This is a genomic window from Paenibacillus spiritus, assembly GCF_008710135.1.
GTDB lineage: Bacteria > Bacillota > Bacilli > Paenibacillales > Paenibacillaceae > Paenibacillus_AQ > Paenibacillus_AQ glufosinatiresistens.
The window spans coordinates 255,620-275,432 of the sequence record NZ_VYKK01000015.1 but is presented as its reverse complement, the minus strand read 5'-3'; the positions used below and the strand labels follow the sequence as shown (position 1 = coordinate 275,432).

General features: G+C 57.5%; 23 protein-coding genes. 11 read left to right on the top strand and 12 right to left on the bottom strand.

Features of this window, described 5'->3' with window-relative positions; genetic code table 11:
• Window positions 1–3: 3 nt before the first annotated feature.
• From plsX to F4V43_RS12125, 4 genes are all read right to left on the bottom strand, one after another.
• Complete coding sequence (gene plsX / locus F4V43_RS12140) at window positions 4–993, bottom strand: phosphate acyltransferase PlsX (protein WP_150458494.1); 990 nt, start codon at window positions 991–993, stop codon at window positions 4–6.
• Complete coding sequence (fapR, locus tag F4V43_RS12135; RefSeq protein ID WP_150458493.1) at window positions 977–1,582, bottom strand: transcription factor FapR; 606 nt, start codon at window positions 1,580–1,582, stop codon at window positions 977–979. The genes plsX and fapR overlap by 17 nt, the downstream gene beginning before the upstream one ends.
• Window positions 1,583–1,822: 240 nt before the next feature.
• Complete coding sequence (gene rpmF / locus F4V43_RS12130; RefSeq protein WP_019911234.1) at window positions 1,823–1,996, bottom strand: 50S ribosomal protein L32; 174 nt, start codon at window positions 1,994–1,996, stop codon at window positions 1,823–1,825.
• 59 nt (window positions 1,997–2,055) lie between these two features.
• Complete coding sequence (locus tag F4V43_RS12125; RefSeq protein ID WP_150458492.1) at window positions 2,056–2,574, bottom strand: YceD family protein; 519 nt, start codon at window positions 2,572–2,574, stop codon at window positions 2,056–2,058.
• Window positions 2,575–2,713: 139 nt separating this feature from the next.
• Here F4V43_RS12125 and F4V43_RS12120 point away from each other — a divergent pair, with 139 nt between their 5' ends.
• On the top strand, window positions 2,714–3,940 hold the full coding sequence (locus F4V43_RS12120) for a nucleotidyltransferase family protein (protein ID WP_150458491.1): 1,227 nt from the start codon (window positions 2,714–2,716) through the stop codon (window positions 3,938–3,940).
• On the opposite strand, the gene F4V43_RS12115 is transcribed toward F4V43_RS12120, so the two are convergent.
• A complete protein-coding gene (locus F4V43_RS12115; RefSeq protein ID WP_223879875.1) occupies window positions 3,930–4,967 on the bottom strand; it encodes a SepM family pheromone-processing serine protease in 1,038 nt (345 codons plus the stop codon). The genes F4V43_RS12120 and F4V43_RS12115 overlap by 11 nt on opposite strands.
• A gap of 185 nt (window positions 4,968–5,152) precedes the next feature.
• Between F4V43_RS12115 and F4V43_RS12110 the strand changes: the two genes are divergently transcribed.
• Entirely contained in the window at window positions 5,153–6,385 is a 1,233-nt protein-coding gene (locus F4V43_RS12110; RefSeq protein ID WP_150458490.1) for a nucleoside recognition protein, read from the top strand.
• Here F4V43_RS12110 and coaD read toward each other — a convergent pair.
• Both coaD and rsmD read right to left on the bottom strand, forming a co-directional pair.
• Window positions 6,351–6,875, bottom strand: coding sequence for a pantetheine-phosphate adenylyltransferase (gene coaD / locus F4V43_RS12105; protein ID WP_150458489.1), 525 nt, complete (start codon window positions 6,873–6,875; stop codon window positions 6,351–6,353). The genes F4V43_RS12110 and coaD overlap by 35 nt on opposite strands.
• Entirely contained in the window at window positions 6,859–7,461 is a 603-nt protein-coding gene (rsmD, locus tag F4V43_RS12100) for a 16S rRNA (guanine(966)-N(2))-methyltransferase RsmD (protein ID WP_150458488.1), read from the bottom strand. Before rsmD ends, coaD begins: the two co-directional genes overlap by 17 nt.
• 520 nt (window positions 7,462–7,981) lie before the next feature.
• Between rsmD and F4V43_RS12095 the strand changes: the two genes are divergently transcribed.
• The gene (locus F4V43_RS12095; RefSeq protein ID WP_150458487.1) at window positions 7,982–8,167 is read left to right on the top strand and encodes a hypothetical protein; all 186 of its coding nucleotides are present in this window, start codon (window positions 7,982–7,984) and stop codon (window positions 8,165–8,167) included.
• 30 nt (window positions 8,168–8,197) lie between these two features.
• Window positions 8,198–8,806 carry a hypothetical protein gene (locus F4V43_RS12090; protein ID WP_150458486.1) on the top strand — a complete coding sequence of 203 codons (609 nt, stop codon included), beginning with the start codon at window positions 8,198–8,200 and terminating at the stop codon, window positions 8,804–8,806.
• 134 nt (window positions 8,807–8,940) lie between these two features.
• Here the strand turns inward: F4V43_RS12090 and F4V43_RS12085 are convergent, their stop codons facing one another.
• Complete coding sequence (locus F4V43_RS12085) at window positions 8,941–9,741, bottom strand: glycoside hydrolase family 73 protein (protein ID WP_150458485.1); 801 nt, start codon at window positions 9,739–9,741, stop codon at window positions 8,941–8,943.
• Between the two features lie 176 nt (window positions 9,742–9,917).
• Entirely contained in the window at window positions 9,918–11,552 is a 1,635-nt protein-coding gene (locus F4V43_RS12080; protein ID WP_150458484.1) for a diguanylate cyclase domain-containing protein, read from the bottom strand.
• Between the two features lie 215 nt (window positions 11,553–11,767).
• Here F4V43_RS12080 and F4V43_RS12075 point away from each other — a divergent pair, with 215 nt between their 5' ends.
• From F4V43_RS12075 to F4V43_RS12050, 6 genes are all read left to right on the top strand, one after another.
• Complete coding sequence (locus tag F4V43_RS12075; RefSeq protein ID WP_223879874.1) at window positions 11,768–12,058, top strand: hypothetical protein; 291 nt, start codon at window positions 11,768–11,770, stop codon at window positions 12,056–12,058.
• Between the two features lie 84 nt (window positions 12,059–12,142).
• On the top strand, window positions 12,143–12,520 hold the full coding sequence (locus F4V43_RS12070) for a PilZ domain-containing protein (protein ID WP_150458482.1): 378 nt from the start codon (window positions 12,143–12,145) through the stop codon (window positions 12,518–12,520).
• Window positions 12,521–12,614: 94 nt separating this feature from the next.
• Complete coding sequence (locus F4V43_RS12065; protein WP_150458481.1) at window positions 12,615–13,463, top strand: sulfurtransferase; 849 nt, start codon at window positions 12,615–12,617, stop codon at window positions 13,461–13,463.
• 282 nt (window positions 13,464–13,745) lie between these two features.
• The gene (locus F4V43_RS12060; protein WP_150458480.1) at window positions 13,746–13,943 is read left to right on the top strand and encodes a hypothetical protein; all 198 of its coding nucleotides are present in this window, start codon (window positions 13,746–13,748) and stop codon (window positions 13,941–13,943) included.
• Window positions 13,944–14,344: 401 nt separating this feature from the next.
• The gene (locus tag F4V43_RS12055) at window positions 14,345–15,163 is read left to right on the top strand and encodes a serine hydrolase (protein WP_150458479.1); all 819 of its coding nucleotides are present in this window, start codon (window positions 14,345–14,347) and stop codon (window positions 15,161–15,163) included.
• On the top strand, window positions 15,163–15,750 hold the full coding sequence (locus F4V43_RS12050; protein WP_150458478.1) for an S-layer homology domain-containing protein: 588 nt from the start codon (window positions 15,163–15,165) through the stop codon (window positions 15,748–15,750). The genes F4V43_RS12055 and F4V43_RS12050 overlap by 1 nt, the downstream gene beginning before the upstream one ends.
• 66 nt (window positions 15,751–15,816) lie before the next feature.
• Here the strand turns inward: F4V43_RS12050 and F4V43_RS12045 are convergent, their stop codons facing one another.
• The 3 genes from F4V43_RS12045 to F4V43_RS12035 all read right to left on the bottom strand — a co-directional run bounded on the left by F4V43_RS12045 (window position 15,817) and on the right by F4V43_RS12035 (window position 18,008).
• Window positions 15,817–16,233, bottom strand: coding sequence for a VOC family protein (locus F4V43_RS12045; RefSeq protein ID WP_150458477.1), 417 nt, complete (start codon window positions 16,231–16,233; stop codon window positions 15,817–15,819).
• Between the two features lie 73 nt (window positions 16,234–16,306).
• On the bottom strand, window positions 16,307–16,828 hold the full coding sequence (locus tag F4V43_RS12040) for a WYL domain-containing protein (RefSeq protein WP_150458476.1): 522 nt from the start codon (window positions 16,826–16,828) through the stop codon (window positions 16,307–16,309).
• Between the two features lie 22 nt (window positions 16,829–16,850).
• The gene (locus F4V43_RS12035; protein WP_150458475.1) at window positions 16,851–18,008 is read right to left on the bottom strand and encodes an alpha/beta hydrolase; all 1,158 of its coding nucleotides are present in this window, start codon (window positions 18,006–18,008) and stop codon (window positions 16,851–16,853) included.
• Between the two features lie 224 nt (window positions 18,009–18,232).
• Between F4V43_RS12035 and F4V43_RS12030 the strand changes: the two genes are divergently transcribed.
• Window positions 18,233–19,780 (top strand): helix-turn-helix domain-containing protein, encoded by a 1,548-nt coding sequence (locus F4V43_RS12030; protein ID WP_150458474.1) that lies wholly within the window; start codon window positions 18,233–18,235, stop codon window positions 19,778–19,780.
• Window positions 19,781–19,813 lie beyond the last annotated feature (33 nt).

Below are 19,813 nucleotides of genomic sequence, written 5' to 3'. Positions count from 1 at the left end.
CACTCACTTCCCGCTAATTTCCTTGGCTATGCTGTCTACGAGCCCTGACTGGATGGCGATTCTTGCTTGGCGCACCGCATTCTTGACGGCGTTGCCGTCGGAAGAGCCGTGCCCCTTGACCACCAGACCGTTCAGTCCCAGCAGCGGCGCTCCGCCATGCTCCTTGTAATCGAGTTTTCCTTTGAGGCTGCGAAGCTCGGGCATCAGCATCGCCGCGCCCAGCTTCGTCTTCAGCGACTTCGAGAACTGCTGCTTCAGCAGGGCGAACATGGCGCCCGCCGTCCCTTCCAGCGTCTTCAGAAGGATGTTGCCGGCGAAGCCGTCGCATACCAGCACATCGCAGGCGCCCATCAGAACATCCCGCGCCTCAACGTTGCCGACAAAACGAATGCCCGACAGATTCTCCAGCAGCGGATAAGCCGCCTTCGTCAGTTCGTTGCCTTTCGCCGCTTCCGTACCGACATTCAGCAGTCCGACGCGCGGCTCTGCCATGCCGTGAACCTTGCTGCGGTACACACTGCCCATCATTGCATACTGGGCAAGATGCTCCGGCTTCGCGTCCATATTGGCGCCCAGATCCAGCGCCAGTACGCCGACATCGTCCAGAGTCGGAATCATCGGCGCCAGAGCAGGTCTGGCGATCCCTTCCATTCGTCCGACTACGAGAAGGCCCGTAGTCATCAGCGCTCCGGTGTTGCCGGAGGAGATCATCGCTTCGGCTTCGCCTTCCTTGACCATCCGTCCGGCCACGACCATGGAAGAGTCTTTTTTGCGGCGAACCGCCTTGGTCGGCTCATCTTCCCCGCTGATAACTTCGGAAGCGTGACGGATCGATATCCGCTTCGGCTTCTCTTTCAAAAGGGGCGACAGCTTCTCCTCATCGCCCACCAGTATAATCTCTATGTCTTCCCATTCCGCAGCCGCGAGCAGCGCACCCTCTACGTTGCATCCGGGGGCATGGTCGCCGCCCATGGCGTCAATGGCGATCCGCAATGATGTTTCCTCCTTCATTATGCTGAGCCGGTGCGGAGCGATAGACGACAAAATGGCCCTGAAACACCATTTCTTCGCCCACGTAAGTAATCACTTCGACCTCCGCTTTGCCCCCGCGGCCCGATTGCGAGCGCACATTGGCTTTTGCAATGCATTTCTCGCCAAGACGGACGGTCCGGACGAACCGGATGTCCGCAGAAGCCGTCAATGCGATTTCATCGTCGATAACCGCCACAGCCAGCGAATTGGCTTGGCCGAAGACATAATGCCCGCGGGCGATGCCGTTGCGGGAGAATACATGCTCGTCGCGTATTTCAAAGATCGAAATCCCGCTCTTGTCGAGCTGCAGATCAACGATCTCGCCGACCACCTCGACTTCGGGCAGCGAGCGAACCTGATCGTACGAATGCTCCGCCATCTGCTTCACGCGCTCGCGCAGCTCCGGGATGGCAAGCTCCATCCGGTCCAGCCTTATCGTCTGAATGCTGACTTTCAGCTCCCGGGTCAACTCCCGGTCCGTTACGAACGGATTGTCCGCTATGATCTGCAGCAGCCGGCGCTGCCGCTCTTTCTTGGATAAACGCTCGATAACGGCTCACCTCCCGGCCTTTGCACTCCGCAACCGCTGAATCGGTTCTTCCCGTCCGGCTGCTCGTCGCCGAGCACCGAACTTAGAACCTGGTACTAAGATGTAGTATAAAGGATAGCCGCCCAAAAAGAAAGCCTGCATTTTACGCGCCGGCTTTCAGCCTTAAGCTGTAAAGGACGAAAACATCAAAAACGGCGCCCCCTCCCAAAAGGAGAAGAGCGCCGCCAACCGGGCTGAAGACTATTGCTTGATGATTTCTCTAGCCTTGTACGTTCCGCACACTTTGCATACGTGATGAGCCAGCTTCAGTTCTCCGCACTGCTCGCATTTCACCATGCCCGGCACAACCAGTTTGAAGTGAGTGCGACGCTTGTCACGGCGTGTCTTGGACGTTCTACGTTGAGGTACTGCCATGTGTTCCACCTCCTTATTCAAGTCAACCCGCCTGTTCGGCGGTGCGTTGGTTCATCTGCTCAGTTCTTGAAAAAATCCTTCAACCCGGCAAGCCGAGGGTCGATTACCACATTGTCGCAATCGCAGCCGCCTTCGTTCAGGTTGGAGCCGCAAGTCGGACAGAGGCCGCGGCAGTCGTCCGCGCACAATACCGAGAGCGGCAGGTGCAGCAGGAAACTCTCTTCCACATAAGGTTCCAGATCCACCATTTCTTCCGAAACGTCAATCCGTTCCTCATCCTCTTCTTCCTCCGCCGGTTCGGCGGCCTGCTTCGTCCATCTGAAGGTCTCGGCAAAAGGAATGTCCAGATGGGTCTTGACTGGGTTCAGGCAACGCGCGCACAGCATGTCTACCTCTCCGTGAAGCTTCCCTGCCACCGACACCCGATCGGTCCCGGCGGGCAGCGCATTCAGGTCCGCCTTAATCGGCGAGACAGCCACAATGTCCTTACGTCCCTTCACAGCCGCGCTGACGTCCACGTCGCCGTGAATCGGCAGTGCGCCATCGGCATTGGCAATTTTGCGAAAGTAAAACTTCATACCAAATCACTCCAAACAAACAAAATTTATTATACCTACTCTTTCCGCTCTTTGTCAACCTTTTATCCTTGATATTGTTTCAGAGAAAGCATCGGCTTATGATGAGAACATAACCAGAACGTAACGGAGTGAATGTTCAGTGACGACAGTAGGAATTATTGCCGAATACAACCCGCTGCATAACGGGCATGTCCACCATTTTCTTGAAGCCAAAACAGTCTCCGGCGCAGACCGCGCCGTTGTCGTCATGAGCGGTCCGTTCACCCAGCGGGGCGAACCCGCCATTGCGGGCAAGCGAGCCCGGACCGAGATGGCGCTCCGCATGGGGGCGGACCTCGTGCTGGAGCTGCCGGTCGCCTATGCCGTCCAGCCCGCGGAGTGGTTCGGCTACGGCGCTGTCGCCGTCCTGGCCGCCGCCGGTATTGTGGACAGCTTCTGCTTCGGCACCGAGAGCGGAGACCTGGGACCTCTGGAAGCCCTTGCCGACCGGCTTGTCCTGGAAGACGCGGAGCTCCAGAGCGAGCTCGCGGCCTTGCTCGGCCGGGGGATGAGCTTTCCCGCAGCCTACAGCGCCGCCGTCCAGACCGTTCTCGGCAGCGGGACAAGCGGCGCCGGCGAGTTGCTTCGCGGCTCCAACAATGCGCTGGGCCTGCATTATCTCATCGCGCTCCGCAGACTGGGGGCGAAGATCCGGCCGCTGACCATCCCCCGCCGGTGCGCCGGGTTCCATGATTCCGCGGTTCCCGGGGCTTCGATCGCCAGCGCAACCGCCGTCCGGAAGCTGCTGACGGACGGAGACCTTTCGGCTGCGGCGGGCTATATGCCCGATTATGTCCTCGATATTCTCGAACGGGAAAGAGAGCAGGGGCGCTTCCCGATGCATTGGGAGTGCTACGGGCGAAGTCTGCTGCATCAGCTGGCCGTCCGCACCGATTCCGAGCTGGCGGGCATTCAGGACGTCAATGAAGGCCTGGAACACCGGCTTCGCCGGGTTCTGCCGCTGCTGCCGGTGTTCAGCGTCGGCGAGCTTCTGGATGCCCTCAAAGCCAAGCGCTACACACGGACCCGGCTCCAGCGCATGCTGCTGCATATTCTGCTGAACCATTCCAGAGAGACCCTCTCGCCGGAGCTTCTGGCCCGAGGTCCCCAATATATACGGGTGCTGGGCTTCCGCGAGAGCGGGCGCAGCCTGCTGAGAGAGATGAAGCGCGCGGCAGCGCTGCCCGTCGTGTTACAGTTCCCCGCCGGCGACCAGCCGGAGCTTCTGCTGGACCGGCAGGCCTCCATGGCCTATGCCGCCGGGTTCGGCGCACCCGGAAGAGAGAGCCTGTTCGCCGATTACCTGGAGCCGCCGGTCAGGATTTGACCGGCAGCGATTTCAGATAATCGAGCGCATCCTGAAGCCGGTCCACCCGAATCAGCTTCATCTTCGTGCCGATGGCGTCCGCCTTCTTCTTCGCATCGTCGTAATTCCGTGCAGGCACGAAGAAGAAATCGGCGCCTTTACGGTCCGCCGCTACGATTTTGTGTGCAATTCCTCCAATGGCCCCCACCGTTCCTTCGGCATCCATCGTACCGGTTCCGGCGACCCGGTAACCCTTGGACAGATCACCGGGCGTCAGCCGGTTGTAGATCTCCAGCGTGAACATGAGTCCGGCCGACGGGCCGCCGACCTCCGTACTGGTGAACCGCACGCCTCTTCCCTGCTCGGCAGCCTCCACCTTCTGGATCGCTCCAATGGTAACGCCCAGACCCGGCTTCGGCTTGGCGTCCTCTTTATTCTGAATCGGCACCAGGGTGATTTCCTCGTCGATCTTCTCCGCTCCCCGGCCGACCGTGATTTCAATCCGGTCGCCGATTCCGTGTCCGGCCAGCGCTTTTGTAAGATCATCGGGTGAACGAACGGCATCTCCGTCGGCTGCCAGGATTTTGTCGCCGGGACGCAGCTTGGTCTGATTGCCCTTCTCGGGCACGGAGAAGACGAAAGTATATTCCGGCACATCTTTATAAGGGACTCCCGCAGCGCTGTAAGCCGCCTCCACCGCATTCGACTGGGAACTGCTCATGTAGTAGACCTGTTCCGCAGCGTATTCCGCTTCACTCTGATCCCCGAGCCGCTCCTTCTTCTTGATGATCTCCGCATTGGAATCGAACCAGGACACAGCCAGCAGCGCTACATTGGCATAGCTAGCCGATACCGTTGTCATCATGAAGGTGCCGCGCTCCGCCGGGTCCGCATTCTCCACCCGGATCATCGGCGCCACTTCCGAAGCGCTGCCGGGCCGGTACACGACATAAGGCGTATCCATGAAGATAATCACATAGATGAGCACAACGACCGTGAACAGATAGAGCGCCATTCGCATGCCCGTGCGGCGCTTAATGGGTCTCACGCTAAGTTCTCCTCCTTCCGCTTCAGCATTGAACCCCAATTCTCAGGACAGCTTTTGCGAGGCATGAGCCCTGCCCGTCCCGCATAGGATGAGGATAGTATAATTACAGATTCCGATGATAAATTCCGGGAATCCCAAATTGCGGCCTGCCCGTTATTCCAGGCTATGAAGAGGTGGAAGCGAACATGATTGCCAGACCGCCCCGGTCCGCAGGCTGGACCCCCTACCTGTCCGCCGGACTTGCCGTCGCCTTCGCCGCGGCCATCGTGGCATCGCCGGCCAGCTCTTTTCAAGCGTCGCTTCAGGGGCTCGAGCTGTGGTGGACTATTGTCTTCCCCGCGCTGCTGCCTTTTCTGATGCTGTCGGAGATGCTGGCGGCTTCGGGAGCCGTTCACGCCGCCGGCGTCCTTCTGGAACCGCTCATGACCAGAGTCTTCCGCCTGCCCGGCTGCGCGGGCTGGGGCCTGGCGCTCGGCATGACCGCAGGCTGTCCCGCCGGCGCCTTTAGCGCGGCCGAGCTGAGACGGCAGGAGCTGCTCAGCGAGGAAGAGGCCGCCCGGCTGGGGGCCCTCTCGCATTATGCCAGCCCGGTCACGGTTCTGGTCGTGGCCGGGACTGCCCTGCTGCACAGCCCGGCAGCCGGGTACCTGCTGCTGGCCGGCCACTGGCTGGCCGGCCTGGCCGCCGGGGCCGTGCTGGCCCGGCGAAGCTCCAAGCCGGAGCGGCCCCGGCGTTCAGGCCGCTCCGGCTCACCCGGCGGGCGCCCGGCCGCGCCCCGGCCCCCGGGAACGGCGCGGCGGGCTCTGAACGCCGCCGCCGAGGCACGGGCGCGCGACGGCCGCCCGTTCGGACGGCTGCTCGGCGATTCCGTCGCCGTCGCCGTCCAGAGCTTGATGATGGCCGGCGGCTTCATCATCGCCTTTGCCGTGGCGGTCCATATTGTGCGGACCGCCGTTCCGGTTCTGCCCGGCGCGCTGGCGTCCGCCGCGCTGGAGGTCCATCTCGGCGCCCAGCGGATCGCCGAAGCGGCCGCCGGCTATGCCGGTGGGGCCACCGGCATGTGGCCGATGGCGCTGCTCGCCGCCGCGCTCGGCTGGAGCGGGCTCAGCGCCCAGCTGCAATCCCTGGCCGCGCTCCGCAGGGCAGGAATCGCGGTCCGCTACCGCGCGTTTGCGCTGCATCGGCTCCTGCACGCCGCTTTTGCCGCCATCTTCCTGCTCCTGCTCCGGACAGTGGTTCCCCTGTCTCCTACTGCCGCCTCGGTCTTCTCCCCCGGCGCCCGAACCGGCAACGGCTCCCTGCACGGCGCACTGGAATGGCTGCCCCGGCTGGGCTTCCTTCTCGCCATTCTTATCCTCGGGATGCTGCTGCTCTCGGGGGCGCTCAGTCTTGCGGGCCGCCTTCAGCGGAGACCCTGAACTTGGCGCGGACCGCCTCCTCGACCTCCGGGGTTACAAAAGCGGACAAATGGCCCCCAAAATGCCCGATCTCCTTCACTACGCTGGAGCTGAGATAGGAGTATTTCGGATGAGTCATCATGAAGATCGTCTCCGCGTCCGGGTTCAGCTTGCTGTTGATCGTCGCAATCTGAAGCTCGTACTCGAAATCCGTTACCGTCCGAATGCCTCGGACGATCACCTGCGCTTCCCGCTCCTTCGCATAATTGGCGAGAAGATCGCGGAACGTATCAATCTCGACGTTCGGTATATCCGCCGTCGTCCGGCGCAGCAGATCGGCCCGCTCTTCTACGGAGAAGAGCGGATTCTTGCTCAGATTGTTCAGCACGGCGACAATCAGCTTGTCGAACTGCTTGGCCGCCCGTCTAATAATATCGAGATGCCCCAGCGTTACCGGATCGAAGCTTCCCGGATAGATGGCGATCCGTTCTTTTCTATTCTCCGGCTTCATTCTGCTCCTCCTCTGGGTTTCCTCCCGTCTTCTCCCCGGCATAGCGGTACAGCGAGATGGCCGTCTCTCCGTATTTGCTGTGGCGGATCCGCTCAAAGCCCGGAAGGGTCTCCGGATACTCATAATCCGATTCATGCTCCAGCACAATGACGGCGTCTGCGGCGAGCAGACCCTTGGCGTCCATCGAAGCCATCAGCTCGTGTCCGTGCTTCATCCGGTAAGGGGGGTCCAGAAAGACCAGATCGAACGCCCGGCCGCGCTTCTCCAGCGCTGCCAGCGCCCGGACCGCGTCGTTGCGGTACACCTCGGCCCGCTCCGTCATGCCGGTTGCCTTCAAATTCGCCCGAATCGTCTCAATGCTCCGCGGCTCCATATCTATAAAGACGGCGCGTTCCATTCCGCGGCTGAGAGCCTCGATGCCCAAGCCGCCGGTCCCTGCGAACAGATCCAGAGCCGCTCCCCCCTCAAAATACGGACCGATCATACTGAATACCGCTTCCTTGACCTTATCGGTCGTTGGGCGCGTCCCCGTCCCGGGTACGCTTTTTAAAGGTCTGCCCTTGGCAGTGCCCGATACCACTCTCATGCTGAATTCTCCCGTTCTGTTTAGACCTTTGCATACGCATACGCCGGCTGTACGCCTTCGTCCTGCTTCTGCCATGAGCCTATGGTATCACAAACCCGGCGCTAAATAAAAAAAAGATGCAGGCCAGGTATACCTTGCCGGTCCGGAGGCAATGATACTATCAACGGCATCCTTCACGGGGTGCCGCAGATAACCGCGAAGCCAGCTTACGCTTCCCCATAAGCCCTTCGTCCGGTTTCTCCTCTCCCATGAAAGGGGTCCTCGCAAGAGGGCCCCGATTTTTTGCGCGAACCCTCCGGCAATGGTTGGCCAATCGGCAGAGCAGACTATGAAATAGATAGATTTCATTCTTTATGACGAACAAAGATTGAATTTTTCAGCGAACTTGCTTAAAATTCTTTATGAAATGGATAGGAACTTCATCTGCTGCAAGTTAAAATGCGAAAGAATCGTTTAAGTTACTAATAAGACAGTTAATAAAACAGCTTTTAGCGGGTGCTTGCGAAAAGGATGATATGGAATGCACATACAAAAAGAAATCAGAGAAGCCATGCAGCGGAGGCAGCCTGTCACCGTTCACCTGGTCAGCGGCGAAACCTACCGCGGAATATGCGATTATAACGATGGAACCGAGAGGCTGACGGTCCTTACCGGAACCGATACTTTGGTGCTGCCGGCCTGGACTATCAAACGTCTGCTTCCCTGAGCCTGCATTCCGGATAGGAGATGAGGTTCAATGCAACATTGGTTTTCCCGCTTTTGGCGGCAGCTGGGTCTGTGTCTGGTTGTTCTGTGGGGCGCGGTCCATTTGATCGGCGCCGTCCGGCAGCCGGAAGTTTCGCTGTCCTCCTCCCTTCCTGGCGGGTCCATTCCCGCCGCCTCCCTTTCTCCGGCTCCGCCGGACCGGCTGCCGCTCATCTACAGCGAAGTCTGCGCTTTTCTGTCCACCCTGCCTTCCTCCCGATTCATTGAGCGTCTTCAGACGGATGCCGACCGGATTGAAATCCGCTATTACGCCGATTACCAGAACTATGCCTTCGCTCATCCGCATCTCCCCGACGCCGAGCCCGAATACAACCGTCTCTTCAAGTCCAGGGACTCCCTGATCAGCCTGCTGATGCAGCAGTCCGCTTCTCTGTTCAGACAGTTCCCGGTCACGGCTACGATAGAAATCTATGCACACGGACCCGGTCAAGCCCTTTATTTGCTGTCCATTACCCAGGGAAGCCTCAAGAGCTTTGATTCAAGCAGTCCGAATGTCCAAGACATCGAACCGGCTTGGGCTACTCCTGAAGGAAGAAACGCTTTTGCGGAGCGGTTCATTCTGATTTCGGACAAGTCTTGAAGCAAAAAAAGGGACCCTGCCTGCGGCAGCGTCCAAAGCTATAATGAAAAGGGGGGGTCATGTTAATAACTACCCCCGCATTCCGGGTATGAATCGCCAAATCGGCAGTTTTTTGTCAAAAAACCGAAAATCCTCTAATGATCCCCGGCCAGCAGACCTGCCCGGTTCAGAACGGTCAGAATCCGGTAAAAGTCATAGCTCGCTCCCGAAGGCGAGTCGATCAGCCCGGCCGCAACGGCCTTTGTGACGGCTGCCTCCGCCCAATTCGGAACCTCCATCGACGTTTTGTCCTCCAGAGCCGCTACCCGTTCCAGCACCAGCTTGAGGGTGTTGCCCTGCTCGCTCAACGCTCCCTTGAGCGTATCCCGGCTCTGCCCGAGAGCAGCCAGGCCTTCCTGCATTTCTGCCAGCCGCTTCTCCAGCTCGGCCAGCCGTTTTCGGTCTTCTACCGACATCCCGTTCTCCTCCTCCGCCTTGGCATCGTATTGCTCCAGATCATACGTGTCGATCAGACGAATAAGCTGCTGCGCATAATTCGGGTCCGTGGCATATCCCGCCGCCGCAACCGCCCTTGCGGCAGATCGGCCGTCGGTACCAACAGCAGCCGCGTACTGCTTCCGGTTCCAGGAGGTTCCGTTCACCAGCAGCGCTGAATGGTCCGATACCGCTTCTCCCCAGTTGTGATACGCCTTGAAGGCCGCATTGATCGTAACGGCCCGGCCGTTCACATATTCGGTGGTCGCCATCGTTACGCTTCCGGCCGGTCCGTTCCCCTTGATGCCGAACAGATTGTTGGCTCTGGCCGTAAGGCCGCTGGCCCCCCAGGCCGATTCCAGTGCGCCTTGCGCAATCGTCAGCGATGCGGGCACTCCCGTCCGGATCATATCCTGCATCGCATACGGCGCGAGCTTGGCGATAAATGAAGCCGGCTTCATCTTCCAACCCCCTCGGTATAGCGTCATTCTTCACGTTCCTCTACCAGTAAATGCACGTCCTTCTTCGGCAGCCTGTGCGGATGGCACGCCATTAAGCGGCCGGAAGGAACAGATGCGCAAAAAGGGCGCCCTGCGGGACGCCCCTTCCTGTCTTTATGGTCTTCACGGCTCTCTTCTCAAGAAGCGCTCTCGAAGGTGATCCGGTTCTTGCCGCTCCGCTTGGAAATGTAGAGCGCCTCGTCGGCCAGCCGCAGCGTCTCGCTCGTGTCCTGCGAATCGGGGCTCCAGATGGCCGCTCCGACGCTGCAGCCGATCTGAATCGGCTGATTCTCGATCAGGAACGGACGATTGATCGCATCGATAATACGTTTGGCGACCGTCTCGGCTTCCTGCATCGGTTTTTGCAGAGAGGTATGAAGAACGACGACGAATTCGTCTCCTCCGATCCGCGTGACAATCTCATTGTCCCGGGTGGATTCCACGAGCCGGAACGCCACCTCCTGAAGCAGCTTGTCGCCGACTGCGTGCCCTCTGGCGTCGTTCACCCTCTTGAACCCGTCCAGGTCCAGATACAGAAACGTGAGCGTACTGTGGTTCTGCTTCGCCCGGCTGACCGCATGCGCCAGAAAATCATCCAGCGCCATCCGGTTGGGCAGCCCGGTCAGCGGGTCGTGGCGAGCCGCATCCGACATATGGAACAGTTCGGTCTCCGTATGCGTCAGCGCAGCGATCAGATTGCGCAGAGAATCCGACAGGTGGCGGACTTCGCGAATGCGGGACTGATTCGGAATTTCCACTGCCGTACCCGAGCTCAATTCATCCGCGGCTGCGGCGATTCGCCGCAGCGGACCGACGATCCAGCCGGCCAGGAACCAGCCTGCGATAGCGAACAGAACCGAGACGCTGATTCCCGACAGGGCAATCGTCCGCTTCAATTCCTGGATGGAGGCAAAAGCGATATCCGCCGGCTGGCGGATGACAACAGTCCATCCAAGGCCGGGATAATCCAAATAGCCGTTGCTGCGGGCATAACCGGTCAAATATCCCGTTCTGCTTCCGTTATCCTTCTCGACGAACCACGAATTCCCCAGATTCAGAGCCTGCAGCATCGTCTCCGGGTCCATCTTCTGGCCGACCCGTTCCTTGGGACCGAGCAGAATCGTATGGCCCGACCGGCTGACCACGAACACCTCGACATTCTTCGTATGCTGGCGAAGCGGATAAATAATCGACTCTTCCACCTGGCGCGACCATTCCCAGCTTAAGTGCGCCGCCAACACGCCGATCTTGGCATTGTCCGGCCCATAGACCGGAACGCTGACATCGACGAACTGCAAGGGCTCCCCGTCCGGATTGGGCAGATACTTGGACAGGAGAACCGCATCGTGCACATCCCCGACATACAGACCGTTCATTCCTTCCTGAAATACCGGGCGCTGGCTGATATTCTGCCCCAGCAGAATATTGTCCGTCGAAGCCGTCACCTTGCCTTTGGTATCCAGATAACCAACCCAGGTAAAGACCGAGAGGCTCTGCTTCAGCTGGTTCAACAGGGCCGTCACTTCATTGGGATCAACCGGCTGCTGGAACGCTTGAAGCCGGCTGATCGTTTCGATTTCACCGGCCCGGGCCCACATGAACTGGTCCAGGCTCTCCGACATCTGGTAGGCGACTTCGGACAAGGACTGACCGACGCTGGTTTCGGACGAACGGGTCGCTTCGCTGCCGATCACCCAGCTGAGCAACAGTGTCAACAGAATGATGATGACCGCGAAAGCCCCCGCAAAGACAGACCGGAGTCTAAAAAACAATTCGCATTCTCCTTATACTAAAACAGATCTCATGCTTCCTTTATCGGTGATTCGCCTTGATTTATGAAGGGCGCGCCACGCCCGGCGGGCAGCAATCTTGGGAAATATGCTGAGTTGTAGCAAAATCATCCTGACTTCGCCGGGATGCCCTGTCATCCGGCTTCCGCCGCGTTATAATCAAGACGGATTCCAAGCTTGCGAAGGAGTGAACAATGGTGGCCGAGGAACAATTTGAAATGTACGACGACCCGTTCAAAATGCTGATTCTGCTCGCTACCCTGGTTGCAGAGAAACAAGGAGTTCCGCTGGCGTACGAGAAGGTTCCCGATTACGGCAACGAGGTATTTGCCCTTCAGAACGAACGATTCCTCTACAAAAAAGACGGCACGGAAATCACCTGGTTTGAATTCCTTGGCCGGGATATCGCCTGCTCCCGTGACCTCAGCCGCTCCGAGTACAACCGCATGTTCGTGGACTGCATGGCGTCCCTGTATGCAATCGGCTGAATTTTTTGCAATTCGAAAGAGCGTTCGCATTGTCCTGCTCTGTCCGTTTCGTTTATAATGACTAAAAACGGGCGGAGGGAATTTATGGGCGCTGCCAGCAGAAAAGAACCATTCCGTTATGTAATGAACCAGCCAATCGAATGCTGGCTTGAAGTCCCTGCCGGCAATCCGGGCCCGGGCGCGGGCAAGCGAACCCCGGGTGTTCTGCTCGATATCAGCCGTTCCGGCTGCAAGGTCCGCAGTTCACTGAACGTAAGATTCACTTCCGGGGATACAAAGATCACCATCCACTTCCAACTGAACGACCAGATGCTCGCTTTTGAGGGAAGTATCCGCTGGGGCTGGATGTACGGAATCGGTGAATATCAATACGGCATCCGGCTTGACCTCACCGATGAAGAAGAAGATATTCTCATCCGGGAGCTGGAGCAGTGGACGCTGGGCTCCGACGCGAGCCGTTAAGGCATCCGGATAAAAGGCGGGAATTCACCCGCCTTTTTTGCTGTCTTCCTGCCTTTGTTCAAGCCATCACTTTCTATAATAAGGAGGCTTTCTTATGAATGACCCGATCGTGACTCCCCGCTGGCTCCTGGCCCGCATGTACGAGCCTGGCCTTGTCATTGCAGACTGCCGGTTCAATCTCGCCGATCCCGAAGAGGGACGCGGCGCTTATCTCCGCGACCATATTCCGGGCGCCGTCTACCTTCATCTGGATGAGGATTTATCCGCCCCAGTCCGAGAACATGGCGGACGCCATCCGGTACCGGACCCGGGCCTTCTTGCTGCGTCGCTCGGCCGGGCGGGCATTTCCCGCAGCAGCCTTGTGGTCGCTTACGACGATCAAGGCGGCCTCTACGCTTCCCGTCTCTGGTGGCTGCTTCAATATCTCGGACATGAACGGGCATATGTCATGGATCAAGGCTACAGCGCCTGGAAGGCTGCCGGCTTCCCCGTCACCGATCACCGGCCGGTAACCATCCCGGCCAGCTATGAGCCTGCTCCCCGGCCTGAGCTGCTGGCAGAAATCGGGGAGATCCGGACAATCTCCGCGGAAGGAGCCGCTTCCGGCGCAATCCTGATCGACTCCCGGGCTAACGACCGTTACCGGGGCGAGAACGAGACTATGGATAAGAAAGCAGGCCATATCCCCGGTGCAGTGAATTATTTCTGGAAAGACACGCAGCATGCAGACGGCAGTTACAAGAGTGCGGAGGAGCTTAATGAACATTTCTCCGGATTGGACAAAGACCGAGAAGTTATCGTCTACTGCGGCTCCGGCGTCTCCGCCTGCCCGAACGCGCTTGCCCTGAAGCGGATTGGCTTCAAGAAGGTCCGGCTGTACGGCGGAAGCTGGAGTGACTGGATCTCGTATGAGGAGAACCCGGTGGCGACTGGAGAAGCATAAGAGTTGTCCGGTTCTGGATGTGAATCAATTGTTAGATAAGCGAGCAACGGCTAGCATCCCGGAGCATCCGGCCGCATTTCTTCGAAGCCGTCCGCTCAGGACCTCTCTTCCATTCGGAGTCCTCCTCACCTTTTCTGAATACAGTGTATACGCGTTGGGTTCGATCAGAATCTCCGGTATAATGGTAAAAGTTACGTCGTATGTGAGATTACACGAACGAACTGACAGGTAAACCAGGTTCATAAAGCGGCTGAATCACGGAATCAGAAAGGATGAAGGACATTGAGTTATACGGAAATGTTGGAACGGAAGAGTGAAATTCTGAAGAAAACGGTCGAAAACTGGGTACTGAAGGATAACCGTGACGGACTCAATCGTCAAGAAGCCCATATGTTCCAGAATATGATTAAGGAACTTCATCAGAATGAACATGAATTGAATGGAGTTCGAGACAAGGAAGTAATTAAACGTCAAAATTAAGACCTCAGCGGCCGCCCGAGAAGTTGGTTGGCCGCACCCTCTATACCAAACAAAGCCCGCATTGATTGCGGGCTTTGTTTTTTTAATCCTTAACGACGACAAGGTCAGAATCTCTCTCCCTACCCTGGCGCCTGACAAGTCTGCTTAGCGGACTGCGGGAGGTTATCGACCGGCTGTATATTTATACCATACCCCTCCATTCATTTAAAATTTATATTTGTCAGCGATCTCATCAAAAAGCGAGAATTTTGGAGATAAACGTGCATTTAATCGTTTTCATCGCAAATTAAAAATTTGTAATAAAAACTGACATCGATGTATATTTTCGTTGTATCCGCCGCCAACTATGTAAGAATACATTACATTGTTTACAAAATGACTCAAAGGAGCCCAGACTAACGATGACCAAAAAATCCTCTATTTTCAAAATCACACTCATTACTTCTCTCCTTACGGTTTCGCTTCTGCCCGGCTTTCAACCGGCCACAGTCTCTGCAAATGCCACAGCTGCCAATTTATCCGGAATTGCCGGAGTCGTACAACCCATTATTGATAAGGCCTGGAAAGACGGTATACGTGTATCCGTCGGGATGGAGGATTTGAGCGGTTCGTATGCGGACGACGGAATAGTGCTCGGAAAAGACGATACATACAAACCCGCCAGTACCATAAAGATGGCCCTGGTATCTGCGCTTATGCAGCAAGTCGATAACGGAACTCTCAAGTTAAGCGATACAGTCACAGTTGAACCTGCCGATGTAGTAGGTGGGACAGGCTCTCTCCAAAAGGAGAGTTTTCCGAAAGAGGTGACGCTTGAACGTTTGGCCCGGCTTATGATTACACAATCGGATAACACAGCCACCAATGTACTCATTGACGTTGTCGGTCTGGACAAGGTACAAGCCCTGATGGATAAGCTCGGCTTGAAGGTTATGCATCTGGGACGTAAAATGTTCGCTTCTGCTCCGACACCGGAACAGGATAACTATATCAATGCCGCAGACTTGGTTACGCTTCTGGAGAAAATCTATGACGGAACCTTCCTGACCACCGCATCCCGGAACCAGATTATAACCTGGATGGCCGCGCAGGAGGTTAACACGAAATTCGGGACTGCTCTACCTGATGCCCCATCGCCCACAAAACCGGTGAGAATGCGAATGTTACCCATGACGCCGGCTACTTCCTCCTGCCCGGACGCGAGCTGGCGATCAGTGTAATGACCGAGGTTACGACTACAGATGATTTCGACCAGGCCCAGGCACTGGGCAATCCGGTTGTGCAGCAAATCGCAAAAGCCGTTTATAGTCAACTGGCAGCGGATAATGCCGCTGATGAGGGAAGACCTGTAACAAGAGCCGAGTTCACATCCTTATTGGCTCGCGAGCTTGGTCTTAAAGCCTCACCGCAAGGCAAGACCTTCTCTGATGTCGCACCCGCCAGTCTGTTCTATGACGATATCCGCGCCGCACGTGAAGCAGGAATCATTTACGGGTGGTCTGACAACAGCTTCAAGGGAGATACGATCCTTACGAGAGCGGAGATGACCACCATGTTCATTCGTGCCTACGAACTACTGCATGGTACAGTGAATACGGAATTAGCAGAGTTATCTTACAAAGATCGTTCGGAAGTGCCAAGCTGGGCCCAAGCATCCATGCTGAAAGCATCCTTCTTGAACAAAATCAGCCGTTATGCTGACGGCACCTACCAGCCTTCAGGTGCGACAAATTATGCCGATGCCATTGGAATCCTCTCCGGGCTCTGGACGGTTTCCAAGGCCACGAACGATTCCAAATCCAATTAACCAAGAGCGGCCTCATAAACCAAATACCAAGCATGAAGAAGCCCGCGCCAGGCGCGGGCTTGCTGCTTACCGGCCGAGGTTCTCGCGGGATGAGAACCGTCTCTTCGCCTCCTTGCTCACCGGCTCGAAGAAGTTAAGCAGATTGCCGTCGGGATCGCGGAACAGCATCGAACGGTTCCCCCAGGGCATTGTCGTCGGGTCCAAGACCCAATCGTCGACCCAGGGCTGCAAGCGTCTAAACTCGGCTTCGATATCGTCAACGCGGAACTCCAGAATGACAGTGCGGTTGCTGCCGGCCTCCACAGAACCGGGGCCGAACAGCTGCGCCGTCTGGGCGTGGGCGATAGCCAGAGTGCATGAAGGCAGAACAAATTCAGCAAATACGGGTGCGGGTCGCTGGGCGCTGACTCCCGTAATTTTCTCATAGAACTCGACAAGACGATCCACGTGGTCCGTAATGATTCTTGCTGAAGCAAAGTTCATATCCGATATCATCCTTCCTTTTCTTCTTTGTCTTGACATACCCATTATAAAAAACGCTACTGACAACGTTATGTCAGTAGCGTTTAACTATTCTTTGGGCTTCCTCCCGAATCCGGGCCCGCAAGGACTCCGGTTCCAACACAAGGACGTCCGAGCCCCAGCCCAGCACCCAGGACACCGGATCGTCCAGCCGGCGAACACGAAGGACCGCATCCAGCCCGTCAGGATGCTCTTCCACTTCCTCCAAGTACGGATAGCCGGATTCCTTCACCCGGTCTGCGGCCTCAAGATTAAACCGCAGACGCACTTCTATGTTCCGGTCATCGGAAGGCGTGTACTTCTTCAAGTCAAAGTCTTCCGGGAGCTCGAACCGATCCTCCAGTACAATCAAATCCTTCATGCGGGACAGCCGGAAATGACGGATGGCCTGGCGCAGATCGCACCACGCCACAAGCATCCAGGAACCTTCCACAAGGGCAAGCCCGCAGGGAGCAGCGGTCCGTTCGCTGTGACGGCTCTCCGCCGAATCCGCCATGCCGATTCTCCTGCGCTGCAGCTCCAGCACAATGGCCAGCATACGATCGGTTTTGTTCATACCCGTAATTTACAGATTCATGCTATTTCAAGTCAAACGCAGGAGCCATCTCATAGGACTGGGTCAACCCTTGATACGTCACTTCCACCCGCAGATTCTCCCGCTTCAGGAAAGTCACGATTCCCGACGGCTCCACCCGTCCCACTTCGGGATTCAGCACTTTATAGGAAGCTTCGGAAGGTACGGAATATTCCATTCCATTCTCCATCGTAACGACCGGATTGATCCGGTGGAACGTTCCTGTCATCGTGTAGGACAGATAGCGGCTAACTTCCAGCTTGACCGGTCTGCCGGCTGCCTTCCCGGTGAACAGGATAAGCGGATTATGTACGCGTCTGGACCAGGAGGTCTCATCATGCACCCCCGCAGGGTCCATCAGATAGAATAAATCTTTTCCGTATTGAAATCCCTTAGCCATAAGCATATCTACCAGAGGATCAATACCCATTTCTTCCTTCGCACCCATGTCCAGATAAATCTTCACATCCGGCTTCCCGGACTCTTTCGCCCACGCTTCATAGGCGGGTCCGTTAGCTACCCATATAGGGAGCGACATCGCCCCGATCATCGAAAATGTCTCGGGATGGTGATAGCCCATCCAGAACGCCTGCACACCGCCATAGGACGATCCTATAATCATGCGGTGGTCCCTGTCCGGGATCGTCCGGTAGGTTGAATCTGCATAAGGAATTACCGTGTCCAGGAAGAAACGGGTGAATTTCTCCGCTCCGATTCCATCTGAAGGGACTTTATCATTGGCAAAAGGTACATATTCATTTCCCCGGTCGTTTCCTTCCCCTGCATCAACCGCAATGACAATGACCTTCTCCATCTTGCCTTCTCCGACAAGCTGGTCCACGTTCTGGTCAACCAGCCACTCTTTATTGAAAGAGCTGGTGCCGGTGTGAAACACATTCCGGCCGTCGTTCATATACACGACCGGATAACGGTCTTTGCCGGTCTCATAACCGGGCGGCAGATACACAAAGATTCTTCGTTCCCCAAGCTTCTCGATGCTCACGGTGCCTTTGGCCGCAGCCGCAGCCGGGCTTGCCTTCAGGGTTGCCGAAGGCTGCGCTTCGGTGGACTCCTTGTTATTCCCGTTACAAGCCGTAAGCGCTAACATAAATAAGGTGGCCAGCCCCAGGCAGCTTAGCCTGCACATCCATCTTTTAACCATTCCATTCCCTCGCTTCCTTAGTTGTTCAAACGTTTTCACAGGTTACAAGAACCTATTATATCAGGAATAGAAACGGAGGAAAACGATTCCAAAAACTTTCACATTTTGGTCCCTGTCTGCCCTGCGCCCCTCTCTTTGGCATTACCTGTGCTTGCAATCCGTCCGGTTTTCGTTAACAATGATAATCATTATCATTTATCTTGAAAAGGAGGCTTCCCACCCTCATGGTTCCGGCCCAAGCCATGCATGAACTGATCTTCTCCTACCAGGGGACGGAGAAGCTTTTCCTTCCCGCCCGGAGCCGGCGGGAATGGTCGCCGGCCCCGGGCGAAGCCGCAGTGCTGTACGCGGCCGGCATTCCGCTGAAGGCCGCCCTGCAGGGCGGCCCGTCGCGCCTTGCCGACGATATCGCAGCCGGCGAATTCATGCTGGTGCCGGCGGGCTGCTCCTGCACGCTGGGCAATGACGGCGGGCGCGCCGGTGAAGCGCTGCTGGTCCGCTTCATCATCCGGGGGCCGGAAGGCACCCTGGAGGCCATCCGCAGCTTTCAGCGCGAATATTTGGCCATGGAGCGCATTCGCTCGTTCCGGATGCCGCAGGCCGGCATCTGGATGTCCGATTTTACCCGAGGCTGCACTCCCGGGGATTTCGCCCAGCATTACCGGCTGCAATCGCATCTGTACCTGATTCTCTCCGGCTTCATGGACGCTGTCCGGCAGCCGAAGGCGGCCGGCTCCGACCTGCAGGCCTATGTCCGCCATGTCCGGGAACATATCGTCAAGCACTGCCACGAGGTCATGGATATCGAAGAACTGGCGCAGGCCTCCGGCGTGAGCTCCGGCCGCTTCTACCGGGCCTTTCGCCGGCAGGTCGGCTTAAGCCCGCTTCAATTCGCGACCGAAGCGCGTCTTCAGGCGTCCATGCGCCTCCTTGCCGAAGACGGCGCTTCCGTCGCCGAAGCCGCGCACGCCGCAGGGTATGCGGACGAGCATTATTTCAGCCGCGTGTTCAAGAAGCAGCTCGGTCTTCCTCCGAGCCTCTACAGACAGGCCGCCCGCCGCCGGATTGCCGTACTGTCTCCCGTCTTCTCGGGCGACCTCGCCCCGCTCGGTCTCGCGCCCTGTCTAACGCTCGATGTGGAAGGGACCGCGCCGGCGGAGGAAGCGCTCGAACAGCTGCGGCGGACCGCTCCCGACCGCATCTTGAGCGGTCCGGTACCCGATGCGGTGCTTTGTGAGCTGGAAGCCGTTGCCCCCACCTTGATCTTACACCCCGAAGATCCTTGGAGGAGGCGTCTGGCCGAAGCCGCCGCCTGGCTGGAGCTTGCACCGGTTGCCGAGCATTGGACGGGGCTGTTCGAAGCGATGGCGGAGAATGCAAGGAAGCGTCTCCGCGAACGCTGGGGCAGCGAACCGGCTGTGCTCGCCGAAGCCCGTCCGCATGGCCTGGCCGTCTATGGCAGGCGAAGCCATAAGCTCAGCGTCCTCTTCTACGAAGAACTTGGAGTGGCTCCGCCGCTTCGCCCCCGGCCCAAGGAAGTCTGCCCGGCAGGCAGTCTGGCCGAATGGGCCGGGCAAAGCGGCTGCCATCTGATTGTGCTGGTTCCCCCGGAAGCCGGCCAAGGCCGGCTGGCCGCTCTGGAACAGGAGTGGCGCGTTCTTGCGCCGCATGGCCGATGGCATTGCCTCTTCCTTCCCTGCGAATCGGAGCCGGAGTCCAATGCCGGCTGCTTGGGCCAAGCGCTGGAGCAGCTTCTCCGGCAGATGGAATAATCCATCCCTTTTGCAGAAATGTCCATGCCACTT